Raw genomic sequence first — 23059 nt, 5'->3', positions numbered from 1 at the left:
ATCAACCGGTTGGCTGCAGGCGTTCCGTCGCCAGCCGCTCCAGCAGCTTGCCCAGCATCGCGTCGCAGCGGCGCATCTGCTCGATGCTGACGAACTCATCCGGCTTGTGCCCCTGCGCCATGGAGCCGGGGCCGCACACAATAGTCGGCGTGCCGAGGTCGCGGCTGAACAATCCGCCCTCCGTGCCGTATGCCACTTTCATGGTGCCGTTCGCGCCGGTCAACGACTTCACGAATGCTACAGCCTCGGAGCTAACGGGCGTGTCGAGACCGGGATAGGTATTGGTCACTTGGATGTCGATGGCGGCTTCGGGCGCGATTGCCGCGGCTTCCGCGACGATGCGAGCCGCCTCGCCACGCAGGCGTCCAAGGATGATCTGGGGATCGTCGGCCGCGACATTGCGGATTTCGAAATCCACGTGGCAGAGGTTGGGAACGATGTTGAGCGCAACGCCGCCATTCATCTTTCCCGCATGAACGGTGGTGTAGGGGATGTCGTAGTCGCCATCACGCGCGCCCTCGCGGGCGAGGCGAGCCTGCTCGTGCCGCAGTGCGCCGACGAAATCGCAGCCGAGATGGAGCGCGTTCAGCGCCAGCGGCGCAAGCGCCGAATGGCCTTCGCGGCCGTGGCAAGTCGCCCGTGCCGCGACCTTGCCTTTGTGGCCGGTGGCGACCTGCATGGAGGTCGGCTCGCCAACGATGCACAGCAGCGGCCTGCTCGGGCCGGCGGACAACATCTCCACCAGGCTGCGCACGCCCAGGCAACCGACTTCCTCGTCGTAAGAGAGCGCCAGATGCAGCGGCGTTTTGAGGCGCATGTCGGAGGCTTTCAGACAGGTCACGACGGCGGAAGCCACAAAACCCTTCATGTCGGCAGCGCCGCGCCCGAAAAGCTTGCCGTCGCGCTCGGTCATTTCGAAAGGCGGCACGGTCCAGTCCTGGCCGTCCACAGGCACGACATCGGTATGGCCGGACAGCATGACGCCAGGCTTGCCGGCAGGTCCTATGGTGGCGAAGAGATTGGCCTTGTGACCGTCCGGGCTATGGATGAACTGGCTGGAAACGCCTTTCGCCTCCAGCAATTCGGCCACGTGGCCGATGAGGTCGAGATTGGAATCCCGGCTGACGGTCGGAAAGGCGATCAGCTTTTCGAGGATGCGGATGCTGTCCATGACGGTGCTGCCTGTTGGTTTTCCTCGACCTAGCACTAACGGAAGGCCGCCTTGAAGACGCATTTGCTTCAGCCCCGCTTCGGCTGGACCGAAGCCCCTTGCCCTCGGCTGATTAGGCGGTGCCTAAGCGGTGCAGAAGAAAACTCTAGTTTTCCGACGCCGCCGTCCTCTTATGAGTACCGAAAGGAGTATTGCCTACAGGCGATGCGGCCCGCCGGCGCGTCCGCCGTCGGCCCGCAGCAAGGGGAGTTCGATGCGCGATCCACGCTACGATGTTCTGTTCGAGCCGATGAAGATCGGTCCGGTCACGGCCAAGAACCGCTTCTACCAGGTGCCACATTGCAACGGCGGCGGCTATCGCGATCCGTCGGCGGCTGCCGAGATGCGCCGCATGAAGTCGGAAGGCGGCTGGGGTGTCATCTTCACCGAACAGACCGAGATGCACCACACCTCGGAGATCACCCCCTTCATCGAACTCAGGCTTTGGGAAGACGCCGATATCCCAGCGCTGGCAAAGATGGCCGATGCCATGCGCTCACACGGCGCGCTGGCCGGCATCCAGCTCGCCTATTCGGGCATCAACGGCCCCAACCTCTACACGCGCGAGGTGCCGCGCGGGCCGACGGCCCTGCCGATCCGCACCTTCACCAACGATCCTGTGCAGGCGCGCGCCATGGACAAGCAGGACATACGCGATCTGCGCCGCTGGCACCGCAACGCCTTCAAGCGCGCCAAGCAGGCAGGCTTCGACCTCGTTTGCCTCTACGGTGCGCACGGCTTCGGCATCATCCAGCATTTCCTGTCCACCGCCACCAATCAGCGCACCGACGAGTATGGCGGCTCGCTGGAGAACCGCTCGCGCCTGATGCGCGAACTGATCGAGGAAGGGCGCGACGCCATCGGCGACACCTGCGGACTGACGCTGCGCATCTCGCTGGACGAAATGATCGGCGCACTGGGCTTCGCCAATTCCGAAGTGCGCGACATGATCGAGATGCATGCCGATCTGCCGGACCTGTGGGACCTCGCCCACGGCGCCTGGGAGGACTGCTCCGGTCCGTCGCGCTTCAAGGAGGAAGCTGCGCAGGAAAGCCTCGTCGCCGGCATCAGGAAGCTCACTTCCAAGCCGGTGGTGGGAGTCGGCCGCTTCACCTCCCCCGACGTGATGGTCAGGATGATCAAGTCGGGCACGCTCGATTTCATCGGCTGCGCCCGCCCTTCCATTGCCGATCCCTTCCTGCCGAAGAAGGTCGAAGAAGGCCGCATCGAGGACATCCGCGAGTGCATCGGCTGCAACATCTGCATCACCGGCGACATGACCATGTCGATCTCGCGCTGCACGCAGAACCCGACCTTCATGGAGGAATGGCGCAAGGGTTGGCACCCCGAGCGGATGCAGGCGAAGGGCGCGAGCGAGAGCGTACTGGTCGTCGGCGCTGGCCCCGCCGGGCTGGAGGCGGCGCGTGCGTTGGGGCTGCGCGGCTATCAGGTGGCGCTTGCCGAAGCCGGCACCGAACTTGGCGGGCGCGTGGCGCGCGAATGCCGTCTTCCGGGCCTTTACGCCTGGGGCCGCGTGCGCGACTACCGCCAATACCAGCTTGGTCAGATGCAGAACGTCGAGATCTATTTCGATAGCCGGCTTTCGGCTGACGACATCCTGGCCTTCGGCTTCCAGAACGTGGCGATCGCCACAGGCTCGACCTGGCGTCGCGACGGCGTGGCGCGCGCCCATGTCGTGCCGATGCCGATGGACGCCGCGATGCCCGTCTATACGCCCGACGACCTGATGGACGGAACCGTACCAGGTGGCAACGTCGTGCTATTCGACGATGACCACTACTATATGGGCGGTGTGCTGGCCGAACTGATGGCGAGGCAGGGCGCCAAGGTCACGCTGGTAACGCCCTCGGCCTATGTGTCGGACTGGACGCGCAACACGCTGGAACAAGGCGCCATCCACCGTAGGCTAGCCGAACTCGGCGTAGAGATCGTGCTTAACCGCGCCGTCACGCGCATCGCGGCGGGTGGCGTCGCCACGGCTTGCGTCTATACCGGCGCGGAGCACGACATCGCCGCCGATGCGGTGGTGCTGGCGGCCTCGCGGCAGCAGAACGACGGCATCTGGCAGGACCTCAAGGCGCGCAGCGACGAATGGGCGGACAATGGCATCCGTTCGATCAAGGTAATCGGCGATGCCGAAGCCCCCGGCCCGATCGCCTGGGCAACCTATGCCGGCCACCGCTTCGCCCGCGAACTCGACGAGCCGGATATCGGCGATGCCTTGCCGTTCCGGCGCGAAGTGACGGCGCTGGCGGCCGAATAGCGTTTCCCTCGGGGCCGGCCGGCGGGATGCTTGTGGCGCCGGCCTCGTCCAGATCCACACCTGGCCCAGTCCTTACCACGCAACCTGCCGACCATCGAATGCACGGAACGAACCGCTGCATTCCGGCTTTGCGGCAGCAATGATTGCCCGTAAGGCCCGTGCGCTGTCCTCGATCGGCAATATGGCCTCCTCGCCACCCATGTCGGTCCTTACCCAACCTGGGTGGAGTGACAGCACCGTGATGCTGTCCGTCTCCAGGTCGTGCGCAAGCTGGACCGTAGCCATGTTGAGCGCCGCCTTGGAGCAACGGTAGGCGTAGTCATCGTCATCGTCGTCCAGCAGTCCCTCCGCCATCGAGCCGGCACGGCTTCCAATATTGGCGACAACGCGGTTACGGCCCAGGCGAAGATTAGCGCGCACTGCCCGGGCCATGAGCACAGGGCCAAGGGTGTTGGTTGCCAGCACATCCAGGAATTCGTCAGGTTCGAAACGATCCAGACCAGCGACACGGCTGCGAACGCCGGCATTGTTGATGAGAACGTCCAGAGGCCGGCCGGCCAGCCGCGCCCCCAGGTCAGAAATCGAGGCAGGATCGGCGACGTCAAGCGGCTGAATTTCCATGCCCTCCTCGTTGCCATCCGACGGTTGCGTTCGGCTGCAGGCAATCACATGCCAGCCGAGTTGCAGATATTGTCTCGCCAACTCGCGGCCTAGGCCGCGACCCGCGCCAGTGATCAGCACTGTTCCCGCGACCCTCCCGTCATTGACCAAGCGTGGAGCTCCCGGAAGTCGCTACGCTCTCCTGGCGGCAATCATGGCGTAGACCTTGCCCGAATATTTGACGGTGCGCCGCTGGGTTTGAAAATCAACATGGGTGATTCCGAATGGCGTGGTGTAACCGTAGGCCCATTCGAAATTGTCCATCAGCGTCCAGGCGAAGTAGCCACGCACCGGCACACCGTCGGCTGCTGCTTTCGTCACCTGCTCAAGATGGTCGACGTAATAAGCTGCCCTCAGTTCGTCCCAGACATGGCCGTCGGCACCGATTTGCTCGGGTCGGGTGGCGACGCCGTTCTCAGAGATATAGATCTCCTTCGGAGCGTAGTGGTCATTCACATAGCCCAATACGTCGTACATGCTGCGCGGCCAGATTTCGTACCCGACTGCGGAATAGCTCCCCTCCGGCTGCACCCGACGGTAGCTGATTGGTGCAAGTTCATCTCCTGCCGCGATGACGGAACGGCGGTAGATATTGACTCCGAGATAATCGATCGGGGCGGCGATCAACGCGTTGTCTTCAGCGTGGATTGACGGCAACAAGCCGCCATAGAGTTCCAGCATGTCCTGCGGATAGGCCCCCTTGAAAACAGCATCCAGGTACCATCGGTTCTGCGCACCGTCGAAACGCTGCGCAGCGGCAGCGTCTCGCTGGTCATCACTGGCCGGCTCAGCCACGTTGAGGTCGAGGACGATACCGACGGAAGCGTTCGCCACCTCAGCACGGATGGCTGGCACCGCCTTGCCGTGTCCAAGCAGTGCATGGTGACTGGCTACGATACCCCCCTTCGCGCCATCGCTGAGGCCCGGCGCATCCTCGCCCGTGGCATGGCCCGACCAGCAAAAGGTCCAGGGCTCGTTGAGCGTCGTCCACTTCTTGACGCGATCGCCGAAGCTGCGGGCAGCCAGAGCAGCATATTCGGCGAGCGCATCTGCCGTGTCACGATTATACCAGCCGCCGGCATCCTGCAGCGTCTGCGGAAGATCCCAGTGATAAAGCGTGGCATAGGGCTCGATCCCGGCTTCCAGCAAATCATCGATCAGCCGGTCGTAGAATGCAATGCCCTTGGTGTTGGGCGCGCCGCGGCCTGTTGGCAAAAGTCGCGTCCAGGCGAACGAGAAGCGGTAAGCGCCGAGCCCTAGCGCGCCGAGCACGGCGATATCATCTTTCCAGCGATAATAGCTGTCACAGGCAATGTCGCCACTGGAGCCATCGACGATTGCATCCGGCCGCCTGCAGAAGCGGTCCCAAATGCTCTCGCCCTTGCCGTCGGCGTCCGGCGCGCCTTCCGTCTGGTAGGCCGCGGTGGCGGCGCCGAACACGAAATGGCGCGGAAATACGAGCGAGGCCGCGCGGGCTTCGAGGATCTGTCTGCTATCTGTGCTTGATGTCATATTTTCTCTCGAAGCTATTGACGAGGCTGGCTGCGGCCAACGTGAGCAGGATGTAAAAGATGGCAGCGGAGTTGTAGGGCGCAAAAGGCAGAAAGCTCGCCGATTGAAACTCCCGCATTCGCTGCGTGACGTCGCGGATCGACAGAATCGATAAAAGGGAGGTGTCCTTGAGGATGGCGATCAGCTCGTTGCCGAGCGGCGGAATGATGATACGGAAGGCCTGCGGCAGCACGACGAGGCGGGCGGTCTTCCAACCGTTAAGGCCAAGGCTGCGCGCCGCTTCGATCTGTCCGCGCGGAATGGCGTTGATGCCGGAGCGGAAGATTTCGGCCAGATATGCGGAATAGGCGAGTGCCATAGCGGCGATGCCGCGCGCCAGGTTTGGCGGATCGAAAATGCCTTGGGTGGCGTCCTTCATCGCGCCGGCAAGGGGCAGGCCGACATATAGCACAATCACCAGCATCGGAATGCCACGGATCGTGTCGATGATGAACTCCGAGCCTATGGAGAGCGGGTGCCTGCGATGGATATGTCCGCCGAAGGTCAGCAGACCGAGCACGATAGCCATTACAGCCAGCGTGATGCCGGCCGCCTTGTCTCGATCGTTGAGCGCCTCGGTGTGCCATTGCACCGGCAAGTCAGCAGGCACTGACGTCGCAGGCAGAAGTGCTGCACTTACGTCGGCCTTCGTTGCTAGCGCTTGGATCGCCTCGGCCGATCCCTTGAATGTGCGCAGGGGCAACTCGTCTTCCGGAGCGCCGGGGAATTGGCCGAAGCGTACCGCGCCGATCATCCCTGATGGCGTGCCGGAGACCACCGCAACCTTGCCGCCGAAGGCACCTACTAGCGCATAGCCTTCGCGCGGCTGAAACAGGAACCATGCCGCTGCGCAGGCCAGTAGCGCGGGCAGTGCAACAAAAGTGAGCTCAGCTCGGGCACTGTACTGAAGCTTGAGCAGCCCGACCCAGACGAGGCCCAACAGCGCCGCTAGGATATAGGCTGCGACCGCTGCGCGAACGGTCGTGGCCACGCCTGCGGCAAAGGCCATCGGGGCGATGAAGAGAATGATGGCGAGGCCTAGGCCGTTGAATACGATCAGCATCATGCGGCTGATGCCACGGGCCGGACCGGCCTTGCCATGAAGACCGCCTAGGAAGAGCAACGCAGAGGCAATGATCGTCAGAGCCAGATAGGTCCATGCAAGCGCTGCCGTGTAGCCATGCACCATGGCCTCAGCATCGCTCATCAATTGCCGCGGCGTCACGCCCTGGACGATTAGTTTTGAAGTGAAGGGATCGACTGCGTTTGCGACGATCGAAGATGCATAAGGGCGGACCAGATCGGTCATCGCAACAAGCACCGCGGCGACCAGGTTCAGCACAACGCAGGCCGTCGCTAGACGCCACCGAGGCATTGAAACGCGCGTGAACAGCACTGTTCCAAGACCTGTGGCGAAAGCAACTGCCAGCGCCAGGAAACCTAGGAAAGCTGCCGAGGATCCGTGCTCGACACCGAGGATTGCACGTAGCGAGCGACTATAGTCAGCTGAAGAGCCGAAGAGATAAACAATGAACGGCAAGGCGGCGGCAATAATGAGATTGCTGGGCCGCAGGCGCATAAGGAACTGCATTTGTATCCGCGTCTCCCATGAGCAGTCCCGGCGCAGCGGCGCGCCGGGACTATCGACCAACCCTGGCTTACTTGACACTCCAGTACTTGTTGATCAGGGCGTCGAGGGTGCCGTCCGCCTTGATCGCCTTAAGGCCCTCGTTGAACGCGACGACATTCTCGTCGCCCGTGCGAAAGACCAGGCCGAGCGGATCGGACTGCAGGTCGCGGATCGGCACTACCAGCTCGCCGGCAAACTCCTTCTCGTATGCGGCAGCGTTGGCACCATTGATAACGACGCCGTCGACGTCCTTGTTCTTGAGCGCGATGACGGAGGCGCTGAAGCTATCATAGGCGATGACGTTGTCCTTGCCGACGATGCTTTCTGCGACCTGCGCGTCAGTGGTGTTGGCTTGCGCGGATAACTTTTTCCCCTTGGACTTGAAATCGTCGGGGGTGAGGCCCTCATCCTCGACACGTGTCAGGATGGCTTGGCTATTGATGATGTAAGGTTCGGAGAAATCCATTGCCTTCTTGCGCTCGACTGTGATCGAGACACCGGAGGCGACGAGATCGAAATTGCCCTGGTTCAGCGCGGCGAAGATGCCGTCCCACCCAGTAGTGACGAACTCAGCGTTGCAATTGATCTTGGCGCAGATGGCGTTGACCACATCGACGTCGAAGCCGACGATTTGGCCTGTCGCCGTATCCACACTCTCCATCGGCGGCGATGTGGTGTCGGACCCCACCCTTAACATTTTCCCGTCGAGGTCGGCAGCGTGTGCCTGACTAGCCGCAAGCAGCGCCAGCGCGAGGCCGAATATGATCTTCTTCATGCACTTTCCTCCCTTTCTAGATCAGTTGCTAATCAGGGCCGATTAGGCGACCGCCGAGATTGTCCGGCTGTCGTCCGATCAACTCCGGACGGAAAATTTCGACAAGCTGCGCGGGTTTTTCTCCCGCCATGCGCCGGAGCAGGAACTCGCCCAACCTGCGGCCGAGCACCTCGATGGGCTGGTAGAAGGTGGTGACGGGCGGGCTGAAATAGGCACTGACATTGATGTCGTCATAGGCGACAACGTCAATGTCCACGCCGACGGCGAGGCCGAGACTGACCAGTGCGGACATTGCTCCCAGCGTCGTGGATTCGTTCACGCATACAAGTGCTGTCGGCGGAGCGGGCTGATTGACAAGGGCCAGCGTGCTTTCGCGACCGAAACGCGTTGACAAGTCACCGCCCCGAACCAGATCGAGTGACGGGGTGAGCCCCGCTTCGCGAAAAGCACGGGAGAAGCCGTCGATCCTATCCAACGCATAGGAATAGCGTGGCCCAGCATTAATGAGCGCAACACGCCGGTGACCGCCAGCTATCAGCCGCGCCGTGGCAGCATAAGCCGCCCACTCGTTGTCGATATCAACATGAGCGTAGACGAAAGGTTTACGGCAGCGACCGAGTGAGACGAAAGGAAAATCCGCCTCCACCAGCATCGTGATGCGGGCATCGTCGGAGAGAACGCCCGAGAAAATCAGCCCATCGGCAAGCCTCTGGTCGACAATGCGGCGGGCGATGGCACAGGCATCATCGAATTTGCGGTAGCCATGTACCGCAAGCTGGTAGTCACTGCCTTCCAGTGCCTGGCTGATGCCACTGAGGATCTGAGTGTATTCGACCCCATCCCATTCATATCCGGCGGCCGAAGTAATAGGCATCAGCACTGCCGCCTGGTAGGTCCTGCCGGTCCGTAACGCCATGCCGCGCGCGTTCGCTTGGTAGCCCAGCTCCCGCGCGGCAGCGAAAATTGCCTCTCGGGTCGACGGGGTAACGACCGGTGAACCGCGTAGTGCCTTCGAGATCGTGCCGATCGAATAGCCGGTACGCGCCGCTAGCGTCTTAATCGTTGGCGTAAGCCGGCTACCTGCGGGTTTCTCTTCGGCCATACCTGCTTCTTCATCCTCCACGGTTAGCAAGTTGCCCATGATTAAAAACGATTTCAAGAAAAATAAAAACGTTTTTATTGTGCGTTGCAGCAGGCAAACTGGCCACTCGTCATAAGGCTGCCCATAAACAAGGACATTGTTGCGTAGCTTACGTGGGGGCTGTCAGGCTAACCCTGGGCGAGTATTTCGTAGGCATGGCGCTTCATGAACCAGACCGGAGTTCAGCCACGAGCGCGGCCAGCTTTCCGCTGCCGATGAACGCGCATTGCAATCTCAACTTTGAACGAAGAAGCTCGTTCCGCCGAACCTGTCGAGGCTCATCGCGCCTGAGTGCAGTGTGTAGTGTAGGGGTCGACGAGATGGGTACCATCGGGCCCGCGATTCTTCTCGATGTAGAAAATCACCGCCGGCTCGCCCGAGCGATCGCGCTCGATGCTACCGATCGCCCCCGACCAGGTACCACTGACGAGCCTGATCTTGTCCCCGATGCGGACGAACTGGCCCTCGGTGCTGGTGCCAGCCTTGTAAAGACCCTCAGGGGTGAGCGTCAGGCTGCCCAAGTTGCTGAAGGCCAAGCTGTACTGGATCGGCTCGCCCCATTTGAAGCTGACCTTGCGGTCTTGAAAGACGCACGTAAGCTTTACTGTCGGCAACGGGACGTCTTCGTCAGCCGCCGGTTCGGCTGTCGTTCGCACCATCCCGCTGACAGCACCCAGCTTCGAGCCACTCCCAGGGTAGAAGGTTTCAAACTGCCCGTCGATTTTATCGCTGTCGCACTTGCCGCTGATGTCGCCGTGGGCTCGTCCGGACTCGATGCGGATCGAACAGCGACCGTTCTCGAGGAAGCCCTGGGTGATGTCGCCCCTTACCGTATGGTCGCTCGTGACGATGCGGCCTCGACCGATGAAATCTCCGTCCTTGAGCTCCGCTTCGATCGCGAAGCTGCCCGGCTTGCCGTCGCCATCGGTTAGTGTGCCGATAAAAGAAATTGCGCCTTCGTTGGGCGTCAACGGCGCAGACTGGCCAACCAGCGGAAATAACGTCAGAAACGCAGCCAGATGATAACGCAGGCCAAACTTCCCCAAGGCGACTTCCCCCAAGACAATACTTGGCCAGTTGTGCATCACCGCATAGAAAACTTCCAGCCGCCGATCTCAAGACGCATAAAGCCCGCCCTGGAGACCAAGGCGGGCCGCTGAGCTCAACGGGAATTCACTTGTGGCCTGAGCGTTCCTTCGTCAGCGCGATAGCTTCTAATGCTTAGCTATAGCGCATCTGGTGCGACACGTTCTTGACCACCGTGTAGTGCGACAGCCCTTCCGCACCGCCTTCACGTCCATAGCCGCTTTCCTTAACGCCGCCGAATGGCGTTTCCGGGACGGACGCTTCCAGCGTGTTGATCGAGAGATTGCCGGCTTCAACGCGTTGAACGAGCTGGTCGACGTTGAAGGCTGAATCGGTGAACGCATATGCGGCCAGGCCGAAAGGCAGCGAATTTGCCTTTTCGATCGCCTCGTCCAGCGATGAGACCGGATTGATGAGCGCGAGCGGTCCGAACGGCTCCTCGCGCATGGCGCGCGCGTCGTCGGGCACGTCGGCCAGAACCGTCACCGGGAAGAAGTAGCCGCGATTTTGGATGCGCTCGCCGCCGGTCAGCACGCGCGCGCCCTTCTGCCGTGCATCGGCGACAAGCGTTTCCAGCGCCTCGATGCGGCGATGGTTGGCCAACGGCCCCATCTCGGTGGCCGGATCGAATCCATTGCCGACGATGACGGCCTTGGCCCTTTCGACGAAGGCATCGGTAAAGGGCTTGTAGATGGACTCGTGGACAAAGAAGCGCGTTGGCGAAGTGCAGACCTGCCCGGCATTGCGTGCCTTGCGCACGGCCGAAAGCCTGCCGGACGCGACCGGGTTGGCATCTTCGCAGACGATCACCGGCGCGTGTCCACCGAGTTCCATCAGCACCGGCTTCATGTGTCGCGCGGCGATTTCCGTGAGATGCTTGCCCACGGCGGTCGAGCCGGTAAAGGCGACCAGGCGCGTCTGCTGGTGCGGGATGAGATATTCCGAAATCTCGGAAGGGATGCCGAAGACGAGGTTCATAACGCCGGCAGGCAAACCCGCGTCATGAAGTGCGCGGGCAATGTGGACGGCTCCCGCCGGAGTCTCCTCGGCCGCCTTCAAGATGATCGAGCAGCCGGCAGCCAGGGCGCCTGCGACCTTGCGGCATGGCTGGCTCAGCGGGAAGTTCCAGGGAGAGAAGGCCGCGACCGTGCCGATCGGCTGATGGACGACGACGTAGCGAATGCCCGGCTTGCTTGGGATCACGCGGCCATAGGTGCGCAGGCCCTCCCCTGCGTCCCATTCGAAAAATTCGCAGCCTCGTATGACCTCCAGCCGCGCCTGCTCGAACGGCTTGCCGTGCTCGAGCGTGATCGCGCGAGCGATCTCGTCCTGCCGCTCGCGCATGATTGCCGCAGCCCGCATGATGACTGCCGCACGATCGGCCGGCGAGGTCGCGCTCCACAGTTTGAAGCCCCGCTCAGCCGCCGCAAGTGCGTCGTCCAGGTCGGCACGGGTCGCAATGGGTGTTTTCCCGATAGTCGTTTCATCGGCTGGATTGATGACCGGCAGGCTTTCAGCCGTCTGCCTCCATGTCCCGTCGATGTAGAGCTGAATAACCGGGTATTGCGTCATCTGTCCCTCGCTAGCGTGATCTGGAGGCGGCGACATCACCCCCGTGCTGAGCGACAGACAACACTAGCCTTATCTATATGGCAATTTCGCATAATTATATAAATTAAACGGATTTTCCTATGAATTGCGAGCTGGCGCAGCGGACGCGGCGCCAGCCCTGATCGTCACTCGCCGCGCATGGTCGCTTGAAAGGCGGGCAGGTGCTTCTTCTGCGCCTCTAGCATGCGCTCGCGGTAGGCGCCGTAGATCATGTCCGTGTCGTGCAGCGTCACACCGGCGATGGTCGGCGAGGCGAAGACAGGCAGCTCAATGCCGCGCTTCGACAGGGCGTCGGCGGTGCGGGCGATCAGTTCATGCGCCATGATCATGGCCAGGACCGTCGAAGAACCCGAAACCGGCCGGCTCCAGCCTTCGATCGGCACGATCGCGTCCTCGATCGGTGAACAGGTGTCGATGACGAGGTCGGCTGCATCGGCCAGGCGCTTGCCCGAGGAGTGGGTGGCCGGCTTGTCGAGATTGTTGGTGCTGGTCACGGCGACCACGAAAAGCCCGCGTTTCTTCGCGTAAAGGGCCGTGTCGATGCCTGAGGCATTGCGGCCGCTATGACCGAAGATGATGATCGAGTCGCCCTCGTTGAGCGGCTGGTGGTCGAGGAACTTGTCCGCATATTTCTCGGTCCGCTCGAGCCACAGCAACTCGCGTACGCCACCGGCACCCAGCACGTTGTGCCACATGACCCGAGGATCGGTGAGCGGATTGAAGCCGACATAGGAGCCGTAGCGAGGAAACACTTCCTGGCAGGGCAGAACCGAATGGCCGGAGCCGAACAAATGGATCAGACCGCCGTTCTGAAGTGTATCCGCAAAGCGGCTGGCGACCTGCTCGAAGGCTTCGGCATTGGCTTTCGATGCCTTCTCGATGAGGGTGACGAGGCGAGGTATGTAGAAATCGGACACGCGAGATGCTCCTGGCTTGCTGTCAGCTTCGGGGGTTGGATGGAACGCGGCCTGCGCGCAGCGTCGAGCGGATCTCGTAGCGATCGCCGCGCATGGTCGAGACCGTATATTCAAACGGCCCGCGCTCGTCGGTCGTGATGCGCTCGACGATGAAGGCCGGGGTGCCTGCGGCAAGGTCAAGCAATTCCGCGTCTGCTTCCGGCACGGTGCCGACGCGATAGCTTTCCTGGGCCTCAAGCGGAACGATGCCGTAAAGCCGCTCCAGCGCTTCGTAGAGCGAGCCCTGTAGAAGGCCTGAGTCGAGAAAGCCCGGCACCCGCGCGCCTGAAAGCTGCGCCGTCTGAATGCCGATGGGTTCGTCATTGCCGAGCCGCAGGCGTCGGATGCGCACGACCGGATCGCCTTCCTCGATTTGCAGCGCCGCCGCGGTGGCAGCATCGGCTTTCGTCAGGCTGCAGTCGAGAATGCGCGACCCCACCGAAACACCGATGTTGCGCATCTCCTGCGTAAAGCTCGTCAACTCGCGCGTACCTGCGACAAGCGTGGTCGAGCGCACGAAGGTGCCGCGCCCGTGTTCACGCCGCAGCAGGCCGTGATCCTCCAGATTGCGCAGCGCGTGACGAAGCGTGATGCGACTGACGCCGAACAGCGCGCACAGCCGGTCCTCCGCCGGTATCTGGTCTCCGGTGCTCCATTCGCCGCTCTTGATGATGGCGCGGATCGCTTCCTCGACCTGGAACCAGAGCGGTTCCGGGCGTCGCCGATCCGGCTGCTGAAAGCTCGCGGCCGTCATCTTATGTGCCTCCAGTCAGGTCCGGCAGCGCCGGCCAGCGCAGCCCCAACCAGGCCAGCCCGGGAGCCGAAGGCGCCAGGCCTGATTTCGATGCCGCGCAGATGCGGCGGCAATTGCCTTCTCAGCGCATCGAGCAATGCGGGACCGACCACATCCAGCGCCTCTGCAATGCCACCGGAAATAAGGATGACCTGCGGATCGAGCAGGCCCACCGCGCCGGCCAGTGCGGCACCAAGCCGTCGCATCGGCTTGTCGAGCGCCGCGATCGCTTTCGCTTTGCCCGTCCGGGCCGCGTCGATCAGGGCGCGGCCGTCGACCAAACCGAGGTCACGGGCGATCCCATCCAGCGCGCGGCCGGATGCGTTGCGCTCCAGCCAGCCACTGCGATCTTCGCCGGCATCTTCCGGATCGGCACAGGCCCAGCCGAACGAGCAGGCGCCGCCCTGGCTGCCGGAGATGATACGGCCGCCGGCGAGAACCGCCGAGCCTATTCCGGTACCGATCGCCAGCAGAAGGGCATCGGAAAGCCCACTCGCGGCGCCTTCGCATGCCTCGGCCATCATCGCGATCTGCGCATCATTGCCGACGGCAACACGCAAGCCGGGAAACAGCGCCTGCAGATCCCACCCATCCAGATAAGGCAAGTTGGGTATCCAGCGGCAGCGTGTGCCTTCGACAAGTCCGGGAACCGCGATGCCCAGCGCCTCGACACCGCCAATTTCGGCGCGGAGCCCGCGGAGACGGGTCACAAACTCTTCGAGGCTTGCAGGCGCGCCGTCGCGCGCGATGGGCTCAAGCCTTGAAGCGTCGCCATCGTGAAGGGCTGCGCGCATGTTTGTGCCGCCGAGGTCGATGGCGAGTGTGCGGATCAGCGACATGGCTGGTCAAAACCCTAGGCGGCGGATGGTCGAAACCGTTTGCATGACAAAGTCATTATAATGACTCTGGTGCATCTGCAAGCAGATTTGCAGAGGCTGTGTCCGCCGATAGAAAGTCCTCTTTCTTCATAGCGCTGTTTTCACTACTGAAATCGGAAAGGCGACATTGCTTCAGGTACTTGCCGCCGGCCGTCGCTCCGGCTCCGCAAAGTTATCGCTTGCAACCAGATCTAAAGTCGTCATAACGTTATGCCTAACCACAGTATATCCGAGGGAGGACGGGATGACTTTGGCGTGGACTTCGAAAATCGCGCTTGCTGCAGGGCTCGCGATCTTGCCCGTCTCGGCCTGGGCCGAGACAATCAATATTTCATACCTGACGCACTGGTCGCCGGAGACGGTCGCTCTTCTGGAGGCGGCGGCGAAGGATTATTCGAAAGACCATCCCGATGTGGCGGTGACCGTGCGCGCCGTTCCCTTCGGCGATCTGCTCACCACACTGCGCTCGCAGGGCGGCAGCTCCGACGGGCCCACGATCGGCGGCATCTATGACCTCTGGCTGCCTGAATTGGCGCGCGACAAGCTTGTCGCTCCCGCACCGGAGGCGGTGGCTTCGGACGTCAAGCAGGCCTGGCCGGCCGGTGTAGTCAGCGCCGCCTCGGTTGGTGGCACGCTCTATGGCATCCCCAACGAGATCGACGTCTATGCGCTGAACTACAACAAGGATCTGTTCAAGGAAGCCGGCATCGAGGCTCCGCCCAAGACTTGGGACGAGCTCAGGGAAGCGGCGAAGAAGCTCACCAAGAAGGATGCCGGCCAGCAGGGCTTCGGCATGATCAATTCATGGGCTGCCGGTGTGGTGCACCCCTTCTCCTCGCTGCTGGTTTCCAATGGCGGCGATTTGGTCAAGGACGGCAAGCCGACGCTGAACAGCAAGCAGGCCGGCGAGACCTTCCAGCTCTATGAGGAACTGATCAAGGACGGCGTCAGCGATCCATCCATGGCAACCGCCGACGCCAACACCACGGGCCCCTTCCTAGACAACTTCGTCTCCGGCAAGACCGGCATGATCATCATGGCCAACTGGTGGGAAAGCGCGCTGAAGAGCGGCATGGGATACAAGTTCTCCAATATCGCAACTGCGCCGATCCCGGTCGGGCCGAGCGGCGACAAGCCTCACTCGATCTCCTATTCCTGGATGACGGTGGTCAATGCCAAAGCCGGCGAGGCCGAGCAGAAGGCGGCTTGGGATTTCCTCGCCTGGCTGAACAGTCCGCAGTCGGGCAAGAACGGCGCCTCGGCGATGTCGGACATTCTGATGTCGATGGGCATCCTGCCCTCGCGCAGCTCGGACATTGAGGCGCACAAGGACAAGCTCGGATCCGAATTCCTCTCAGGCTATGTCAGCGTGCTGGCAGACGCTAAGCCGTTCCCCGTGGTGCTGGGTGGTCAGGAATTCAGCGAGTCGCTGCAGCAGACGCTGGAAGCCCTGCAATACGGGCAGGCGTCGGCCCAGGATGCGCAAGCGAACGCGCAGACCGACGCAACCTCCATTCTGGAACGGGCCGCCAAATAGGGCGGGCCGCTGGTTCCTGAGAGGCACCTTGGAACCTAATCGATGACAAGCAGCTATCGCGCTTCGGCGGGCATCATGCTTGCGCCCGCCGTAACGCTGATCGGCGTCTTCGTTGTGATCCCGATGCTGCTGACTGTCTGGCTCTCGTTCCAGGACTGGTCAACGCAGACTCCGTTTTCCAGCGTGCGCTTCATCGGCATCGATAATTTCCGCGAGATATTCGGCCCGACTTCCATTGGTCGCGATTTCAAGGGTGCGCTCGTCAACACCGCGATCTACACAGGGCTGTCGGTAGTCCTGATCCTGCCGCTTTCCGTGCTGTTCGGACTGCTGGTCTACCAGCGGGATGTTGGCGGCGGCACGGCGCTGAGAACCGTGCTGTTTTCCACCTATATGGTGCCGATGATTGCCGTCGCCCTGGTGTGGTCGAAACTCTATGCGCCGACGGAAGGGCCGATCAACCAGATGTTCAGCCTAGCCGGCGTTGGCCCCCAGCCCTGGCTATCCTCCCCGCGTTCGGCGCTGATTTCGATCGTGTTTCTCAACGTGTGGCAGCAGGTCGGCTATTTCACCGTGCTTGCGATCGCCGGGCTGACCCAAATTCCCGGCAGCCTCTACGAGGCGGCAACGCTCGACGGCGCCAGTCGCACCGAGCAGTTTCGTTTCATCACGCTACCCTTATTGCGGCGAACTCTGCTGTTCAGCGCGGTCATCGCCATCATCAATGCCGTGCAGGTGTTCGAGCCGGTCGCGCTGATCACCCAAGGCGGGCCGGTGGGTTCCACCAATGTGCTCACCTTCCATATCCGCCGCGTCGGCATCGAACGGGCGCAGGGCGGGCTTGGCTCGGCAATGGCGGTGATGCTGATGCTCGCACTCATCATGGTCGTGTGCGCGCTGTTCGCCTTCATGAACCGAAGGGACAGCGAATGAGCAATCTGGGCGGTCGCCTTTCGCGCCGAGGCCTAATGGGACACAAGGCGCTGGTCGGCACGCTGATGCTGCTGGTCGCTGTGGCGTCCGCCTTTCCCCTTATCTGGATGGTCCTTTCCAGCCTCAAGACGCCAGCCGAAAGCATGCAGATACCGCCGGTGTGGATCCCCCGCACGCCCAGTCTCGAAGCCTACGAAAAGGTCTCCGGCGTCATCAATGTCAGCCGCTCCATGTGGAACTCGCTGCTGATCGCTTCGATCACCACAGCCGGCATTCTCGTGACCAGCATGATGGCTGGCTACGCGTTCGCCAAATACCGCTTTCGCGGGCGCACCCTGGTGTTCTCGGTGCTGATCGGGACCATGTTCCTGCCGCCCATCGTGACCCTCATTCCGCTCTATCGGGTCATCGGCTCCATTGGGCTCAACGCCAGCCTGGCGGGTGTCATCCTGCCCAACCTTGCCAATGCCTTCGGCATATTCCTCATGCGGCAGTTCATCTCCGGCGTTCCGGACGATCTTATCGATGCGGCACGGGTCGACGGGGCATCGGAACTGCTGATCCTGTTCAAGATCGTGGCGCCAAGCGTCGCGCCGGCGATCGCGGCACTGGCGCTTTTTGCCTTCGTCTACCACTGGAACAGCTATCTTTGGCCACTCACCGTGCTGCAGGGCAATGCGAATGCCTATCCGATCGTCATAAGCCTCAGCCGGCTGCTCAGCTACAATCGCGGCGCCATTAATACCGGACTGGTCATGGCCGGCGCGACGCTCGCGGTGCTGCCGCCGCTCGTCTTGTTCGTTTTCCTGCAGCGCTTCTTCGTGGATTCGATCGTCAGTTCGGCAGTCAAGGGATAGCGTTTTGGACACCCCAGCCCAGTGGCCGGTGTATCCAACGCCGAAGGTCAGCCATGCGCCTTGTTTCCTGACCTGCTTTCGCGTCGGGCATTCCAGCGGGCCTGGATTTCGCCGACAATGCCCCGCCGGAACAGCAGCACACAGGCCATGAAGATGACGCCGGTGGCGATCATGACCGGGAAGCCGGAAGTGGCCAGCGCATTCTCCAGCCCCACCACCAGTCCAGCGCCGACGATCGGACCAACCATGGTGCCGATGCCGCCGAGGAGCGTCATCAGGATGACCTCGCCCGACATCTGCCACGTCACATCGGTCAGCGTCGCAAACTGGAACACGATCGCCTTGACCGCCCCCGCAAGGCCAGACAGCGCCGCCGACATCACGAACGCGGCGAGCTTGTAGTTAGCCACCGAATAGCCGAGCGACACGGCGCGGTTCTCATTCTCACGGATGGAGCGCAGGATCATGCCGAAGGGCGAATTGACGATGCGCCATATGGCGAACACGCCAGCAAGGAACACAGCCAGCACGAAATAGTAGATGTTGAGCGGCTGGTTGAGGTCGAGCAGGCTGAACAGGAAGCCGCGCGGCACGCCTTGGATGCCGTCCTCGCCATGGGTGAATGGCGCTTGCACGCAAAAGAAGTAGAACATCTGCGCCAGCGCCAGCGTGATCATGGCGAAATAGATGCCCTGCCGGCGGATGGCGAAGAAGCCCATCACGAGACCGAGCCCTGCCGCGCCAACGACGCCGAGCAGGATGCCGGCTTCAGGCGGCCAGCCCCACACCTTCACCGCATGGGCGCAAAAATAGGCGGCGCCGCCGAAAAAGGTGGCGTGGCCGAATGAGAGCAGGCCGGTATAACCGAGCAGAAGATTGAAGGCGCAGGCGAACAGCGCAAAGCACAGCATCTTCATCAGCAGGATCGGATAGACGAAAAAGGGTGCAGCAAGCAGCGCAAGGATGCCGAGCACGACCAGCCCCTGCTCCAGCCGCGAAGAGCTTCTAGCTCGGCCGTTGCGCAAGGTGGTCTCGGCCATGTCAGGCATCCCTTCCGAACAGACCGGCCGGCCGCAGCAGGAGCACGATGGCCATGATGACAAAGATCACTATGTTGGAGGCTTCAGGATAGAAAACCTTGGTCAGCCCCTCGGCAAGGCCCAACATATAGCCGGTGACGATGGCGCCGAGGATCGAGCCCAGGCCGCCCACCACGACCACTGCGAAGACGACGATGATGATGTCCGACCCCATTAGCGGGCTTACCTGATAGATCGGGGCGGCCAGTATGCCAGCCAGGCCGGCCAGAGCCGACCCTAACCCATAGGTCAAGGTGAGCAGTAGTGGCACGTTTACGCCGAAGGCCTGCACCAGGCGCGGGTTCTCGGTTGCCGCGCGCAGGTAGGAGCCCAGCCGCGTCTTTTCGATCAGCAGCCATGTGCCGAGGCAGACGATCAGGGAGGCCACCACCACCCAGCCGCGATAGTTGGGCAGAAACATGAAGCCGAGATTGGTGCCGCCCGCCAGCAGCGGCGGCACCGAATAGGGGTTTCCCGACACGCCGTAATAATAGCGGAATATTCCTTCTACGGCCTGGGCTAGCCCGAAGGTGAACAGCAAGCCATAGAGCGGATCGATACCGTAGAGCCGGGACAGCCCCAGCCGCTCGACCATCATGCCGAACAGTCCAACGGCCAGCGGCACGAGGATCAGCGCCGGCCAGTAGCCGATGCCAAGATTTACGAGCAAAAGATAACCGACGAAGGCGCCCAGCATATATTGCGCACCGTGGGCGAAGTTAATGATGCGCAGCATGCCGAAGATGACGGCAAGGCCAAGGCTCAGCATGGCGTAGAACGAGCCGTTGATGAGACCGAGCAGCAATTGCCCGAGGAAAGCTTGGATGGGAATGCCGAAGATCGTTGTCATCCGGCCTCAAACCCCCAGAACGTCGTGTAGTTCGTCCATATGTGCCGACAACTCCCCGACCGGGAAGCCGCTCACCACCTTGCCGTGCTCCATCAGATAAAAACGGTCAGCGACCCGGCTGGCAAAACGGAAATTCTGCTCGACTAGCAGGACGGTCATGCCACGCGCCTTCAGTGTCATCAGAAGCTCGCCGATGTGTTGCACGATTACAGGCGCCAGTCCTTCCGTGGGCTCATCAAGCAGAAGCATGGTGACGCCGGTGCGCAGCATGCGCGCAATCGCCAGCATCTGCTGCTCACCGCCGGAGAGTTTTATTCCCTGGCTGTTGCGTCGTTCCTTAAGGTTCGGGAACAGCCCGAAGATCTCCTCGGTGCTCATGCCTCCCTTGGCCACGACCGGCGGCAGGTTAAGATTCTCGTCGACTGTGAGCGAGGCGAAGATGCCGCGCTCCTCCGGGACGAAGCCTATGCCGGCATATGCCGTGCGGTGCAGCGGCAACCGCATCAGGTCCTGCCCGTCGAAAGCGATCTCGCCTGTACGTTTGCGGATCAGCCCCATGATGGCGCGCAGCGTTGTGGTCTTACCGACGCCGTTGCGGCCGAGCAGCGTAACCGTCTCGCCGCGATGGACGTCGATATCGACCCCGTGCAGCGCGTGGCTTTCGCCGTACCAGGCGTTCAGGCCACGCACGCTGAGCAACGGCGCCGCGCCCGCCATCAGCCTTCCTCCATGCCCATATAGGCGACCTTGACCCGCTCGTCGGCGGCGACGGTCGGATAGTCGCCGGTTGCGAGCACCTTGCCGCGCTGCATCACAGTGATCCAGTCCGACAGGTCGGCCACCACCGAGAGGTTGTGCTCCACCATCAGCACCGCGCGGCCCCTGGCAACCGAACGAATGAGGTCAGAGATCGTGCCGACGTCTTCGTGCCCCATGCCGGCCATCGGCTCGTCCAGCAGCAGCACCTTTGGGTCGAGCGCCAGCGTGGTGGCGATCTCAAGCACACGCTTGCGGCCGTAGGAGAGATCAACGGCAAGCTTGTTACGAACGTCGGTGAGCCCGACTGCATCCAGCAGTTCGTCGGCGCGCGGCGTCAGCCGGTCGAGTGCCGAGAGTGGCCGCCAAAACTGAGTGCTGAGCCCGCCCGGGCGCTGCAGCGCGACGCGCACATTGTCCAGCACCGTGAGATGCGGGAAGATCGCCGAGATCTGGAAGGAACGCGCCAGCCCCATCCGCGCCACCGCCGCCGGCGGCATACGGGTGATGTCGTGACCAAGCAGTTCGATCCGGCCGCTGGTCGGCTCCAGGAACTTGGTCAGCAGATTGAAGACGGTGGTCTTGCCGGCCCCGTTGGGGCCGATCAAGGCATGAATGCGTGCGTGATGAACATCGAGGTCGACATCATTGACGGCGACGAAGCCGCCAAAGTCACGCCGCAGCCCGCGGGCAGAAAGCACCACCCGAAGGTCGATCGAGTCCATGTCTGGCACGTCAGCCACGGTGGCTCCGTCGCTCACTTGGAGACGAGCGGGCAGCCACTTTCCTCGGCTTTCAGGAACGCCTGGTCGCCAGGGATGGTCGCCAGATAAGTGTAGTAGTCCCAGTCCCTTTTGCTCTCCTCCGGCTTTTTGACCTGGTAGAGATACATGTCGTGCACCATCGAACCGTCGGCCTGCACCTTGCCATTGCTGGTGAAGACGTCGTTGACCGGCATGTCGTGGAGTTCCTTGGCCACCGCCTCGGCATCATCCGTGCCAGCCTTGTCGACCGCCTTGAGATATTGCAACACGGCGGAATAGGTGCCGGCCTGGATCATGTTGGGCATGCGGCCTGTGCGCTTGAAGAACCGGTCGGCGAACTCGCGGCTCTTGTCATCACGGTCCCAGTAGTAACCCTCGGTGAGCACCACGCCTTGTGCAGCCTTCAGGCCGAGCCCATGCACTTCGGACAATGTGAACAGCAGCGCCGCCAGTCGCTGGCCGCCCTGGACGATGCCGAATTCGGCAGCCTGCTTGATCGAGTTGGACGTGTCGAGGCCGGCATTGGCAAGGCCGATGATCTTGGCGCCCGACGATTGGGCTTGCAGCAGGAAGGACGAGTAGTCGGTCGCGCCAAGCGGATAGCGCACTTCGCCAAGCACCTTGCCGCCATGAGCTTTCACATATTTGGCGGTCTGTTCTTCCAGCGAATAGCCGAAGGCGTAGTCGACAGTGATGAAGTACCAGCTGTCGCCACCTTGCTCGACCAGAGCACCGCCGGTCCCGACAGCTTGCGAATGCGTGTCATAGGCCCAGTGGAACCCGTAGGGCGAGCATTGCTTGCCTGTAAGATCGGTGGTCGCCGCGCCGACGACGATGTCGATCTTCTTCTTTTCCTTGGAGATATCCTGCACCGCCAGCGCCACGGAGGAGGTCGTCAACTCCATGATCGCGTCTACCTGCTCGGTGTCATACCACTGGCGTGCGATATTGGATGCGATGTCGGGCTTGTTCTGGTGGTCGGCGTTAATCACCTCGATCGGCGCGCCCTGCACCTTTCCACCGAAATCCTCGACCGCCATCTTGGCGGCCTCGACGGACCACTTGCCGCCGAAATCGGCGTAGACCCCGGACTGGTCATTCAAGATGCCGATCTTGATCTTGCCGTCCGATATTCCGGCGGCGGAAGCTGGAGCGGCCATCGCCGCAAGGAGAACTGCTGAGGCAAGACAGGACTTGATCATTCGTAACCTCCCTTATGGCAAACGCTGGCTACGATGGAAGGCACCCGTGTTTTCACGTTGGCGCTTCCGGGACGCAAAGCACGCCCCTGATCGTGCTTGAGCTATCCGCTGGCCCAACGTAACACGAGCCGGCATCCCGGGAACGGCTACTTTGGTTTAGAGCGGAGATTGTCGCCCCCTGCCCGCTGGAAGTCGAAGTCGAGCAGAAATGTGGGTTTGGCAGCGTCAAGAGTTCCAGCAAGGCTCACCTAATCGTTCCGAAAACGCACAATTTCTCGCTTCGTTACAACTCCTCTTGCAACGCAGCGGACGGGCAAAAATGCCCTCGAAAAACCCATGAACACCGCATTTTGACGTCACGAGTTCGGCTCCGTCTTGGGCGGTCATGGATTACCCGGTACCGGGGGTATGCCACCCACAGTTGCATTGCAGGCAACCTGTGGGTGGACAGACGTCGTATTGCCATCTATATAAAGCTTTGCGAAGCCGAATATCGATTCCTATTA

The 23059-nt window shown here is 61.9% G+C and carries 20 protein-coding genes; 4 read left to right on the top strand and 16 right to left on the bottom strand.

The annotated features are described in order from the left end of the window. Nucleotide 1: 1 nt before the first annotated feature. On the bottom strand, nt 2-1171 hold the full coding sequence (argE, locus tag C7I85_RS18785) for an acetylornithine deacetylase (RefSeq protein WP_106725531.1): 1170 nt from the start codon (nt 1169-1171) through the stop codon (nt 2-4). 253 nt (nt 1172-1424) lie between these two features. Here argE and C7I85_RS18780 point away from each other — a divergent pair, with 253 nt between their 5' ends. Continuing rightward, on the top strand, nt 1425-3494 hold the full coding sequence (locus C7I85_RS18780; protein WP_106725530.1) for an NAD(P)-binding protein: 2070 nt from the start codon (nt 1425-1427) through the stop codon (nt 3492-3494). A 72-nt stretch (nt 3495-3566) separates the two neighbouring features. Here C7I85_RS18780 and C7I85_RS18775 read toward each other — a convergent pair whose 3' ends face one another. The 10 genes from C7I85_RS18775 to C7I85_RS18730 form a co-directional block, all read right to left on the bottom strand. Then, on the bottom strand, nt 3567-4235 hold the full coding sequence (locus C7I85_RS18775) for an SDR family oxidoreductase (RefSeq protein WP_106725529.1): 669 nt from the start codon (nt 4233-4235) through the stop codon (nt 3567-3569). A gap of 51 nt (nt 4236-4286) precedes the next feature. Continuing rightward, entirely contained in the window at nt 4287-5666 is a 1380-nt protein-coding gene (locus C7I85_RS18770) for a GH1 family beta-glucosidase (RefSeq protein ID WP_106725528.1), read from the bottom strand. Then, nucleotides 5647-7296, bottom strand: a complete 1650-nt coding sequence (locus C7I85_RS18765; RefSeq protein ID WP_106725527.1) for an amino acid ABC transporter permease — start codon at nt 7294-7296, stop codon at nt 5647-5649. The genes C7I85_RS18770 and C7I85_RS18765 overlap by 20 nt, the downstream gene beginning before the upstream one ends. A gap of 67 nt (nt 7297-7363) precedes the next feature. Beyond that, a complete protein-coding gene (locus C7I85_RS18760) occupies nt 7364-8110 on the bottom strand; it encodes a transporter substrate-binding domain-containing protein (protein ID WP_106725526.1) in 747 nt (248 codons plus the stop codon). Nucleotides 8111-8138: 28 nt separating this feature from the next. Then, nucleotides 8139-9251 carry a LacI family DNA-binding transcriptional regulator gene (locus tag C7I85_RS18755; RefSeq protein WP_245444999.1) on the bottom strand — a complete coding sequence of 371 codons (1113 nt, stop codon included), beginning with the start codon at nt 9249-9251 and terminating at the stop codon, nt 8139-8141. 278 nt (nt 9252-9529) lie between these two features. Further along, nucleotides 9530-10297 (bottom strand): hypothetical protein, encoded by a 768-nt coding sequence (locus C7I85_RS18750; RefSeq protein WP_146148898.1) that lies wholly within the window; start codon nt 10295-10297, stop codon nt 9530-9532. Nucleotides 10298-10472: 175 nt separating this feature from the next. Continuing rightward, nucleotides 10473-11909: an NAD-dependent succinate-semialdehyde dehydrogenase gene (locus tag C7I85_RS18745; protein WP_106725524.1), complete on the bottom strand. Its 1437-nt coding sequence runs from the start codon at nt 11907-11909 to the stop codon at nt 10473-10475. A gap of 164 nt (nt 11910-12073) precedes the next feature. Further along, a complete protein-coding gene (locus C7I85_RS18740; protein WP_106725523.1) occupies nt 12074-12865 on the bottom strand; it encodes a sugar isomerase domain-containing protein in 792 nt (263 codons plus the stop codon). Nucleotides 12866-12887: 22 nt separating this feature from the next. Next, nucleotides 12888-13658 carry a GntR family transcriptional regulator gene (locus tag C7I85_RS18735; RefSeq protein ID WP_106725522.1) on the bottom strand — a complete coding sequence of 257 codons (771 nt, stop codon included), beginning with the start codon at nt 13656-13658 and terminating at the stop codon, nt 12888-12890. Further along, the gene (locus C7I85_RS18730) at nt 13655-14536 is read right to left on the bottom strand and encodes an ROK family protein (RefSeq protein WP_245444998.1); all 882 of its coding nucleotides are present in this window, start codon (nt 14534-14536) and stop codon (nt 13655-13657) included. The genes C7I85_RS18735 and C7I85_RS18730 overlap by 4 nt, the downstream gene beginning before the upstream one ends. Nucleotides 14537-14819: 283 nt before the next feature. Here C7I85_RS18730 and C7I85_RS18725 point away from each other — a divergent pair, with 283 nt between their 5' ends. The 3 genes from C7I85_RS18725 to C7I85_RS18715 are packed head-to-tail and all read left to right on the top strand — an operon-like array spanning nt 14820 to nt 17902. After that, nucleotides 14820-16112, top strand: a complete 1293-nt coding sequence (locus C7I85_RS18725) for an ABC transporter substrate-binding protein (RefSeq protein WP_106725521.1) — start codon at nt 14820-14822, stop codon at nt 16110-16112. 42 nt (nt 16113-16154) lie between these two features. Then, the gene (locus C7I85_RS18720; protein WP_106725520.1) at nt 16155-17045 is read left to right on the top strand and encodes a carbohydrate ABC transporter permease; all 891 of its coding nucleotides are present in this window, start codon (nt 16155-16157) and stop codon (nt 17043-17045) included. Then, the gene (locus tag C7I85_RS18715; protein ID WP_106725519.1) at nt 17042-17902 is read left to right on the top strand and encodes a carbohydrate ABC transporter permease; all 861 of its coding nucleotides are present in this window, start codon (nt 17042-17044) and stop codon (nt 17900-17902) included. Before C7I85_RS18720 ends, C7I85_RS18715 begins: the two co-directional genes overlap by 4 nt. Before the next feature lie 47 nt (nt 17903-17949). Here C7I85_RS18715 and C7I85_RS18710 read toward each other — a convergent pair whose 3' ends face one another. Genes C7I85_RS18710 through C7I85_RS18690 form a run of 5 tightly spaced genes read right to left on the bottom strand, consistent with a single transcriptional unit; the run spans nt 17950 to nt 22553 of the window. Further along, a complete protein-coding gene (locus C7I85_RS18710; protein WP_106725518.1) occupies nt 17950-18942 on the bottom strand; it encodes a branched-chain amino acid ABC transporter permease in 993 nt (330 codons plus the stop codon). A gap of 1 nt (nt 18943) precedes the next feature. After that, complete coding sequence (locus tag C7I85_RS18705; protein WP_106725517.1) at nt 18944-19831, bottom strand: branched-chain amino acid ABC transporter permease; 888 nt, start codon at nt 19829-19831, stop codon at nt 18944-18946. A gap of 6 nt (nt 19832-19837) precedes the next feature. Then, a complete protein-coding gene (locus tag C7I85_RS18700) occupies nt 19838-20548 on the bottom strand; it encodes an ABC transporter ATP-binding protein (RefSeq protein WP_106725516.1) in 711 nt (236 codons plus the stop codon). Next, nucleotides 20548-21312 (bottom strand): ABC transporter ATP-binding protein, encoded by a 765-nt coding sequence (locus C7I85_RS18695; protein WP_106725562.1) that lies wholly within the window; start codon nt 21310-21312, stop codon nt 20548-20550. Before C7I85_RS18695 ends, C7I85_RS18700 begins: the two co-directional genes overlap by 1 nt. Before the next feature lie 32 nt (nt 21313-21344). After that, nucleotides 21345-22553, bottom strand: coding sequence for an ABC transporter substrate-binding protein (locus C7I85_RS18690; protein ID WP_106725515.1), 1209 nt, complete (start codon nt 22551-22553; stop codon nt 21345-21347). Nucleotides 22554-23059 lie beyond the last annotated feature (506 nt).

The organism is Pseudaminobacter soli (ex Li et al. 2025) (assembly GCF_003012705.1).
GTDB classification, from domain to species: Bacteria; Pseudomonadota; Alphaproteobacteria; order Rhizobiales; family Rhizobiaceae; genus Pseudaminobacter; species Pseudaminobacter soli.
Note: the sequence above shows the minus strand (reverse complement) of the source record. Positions and strands in the feature narration are given on the sequence as shown.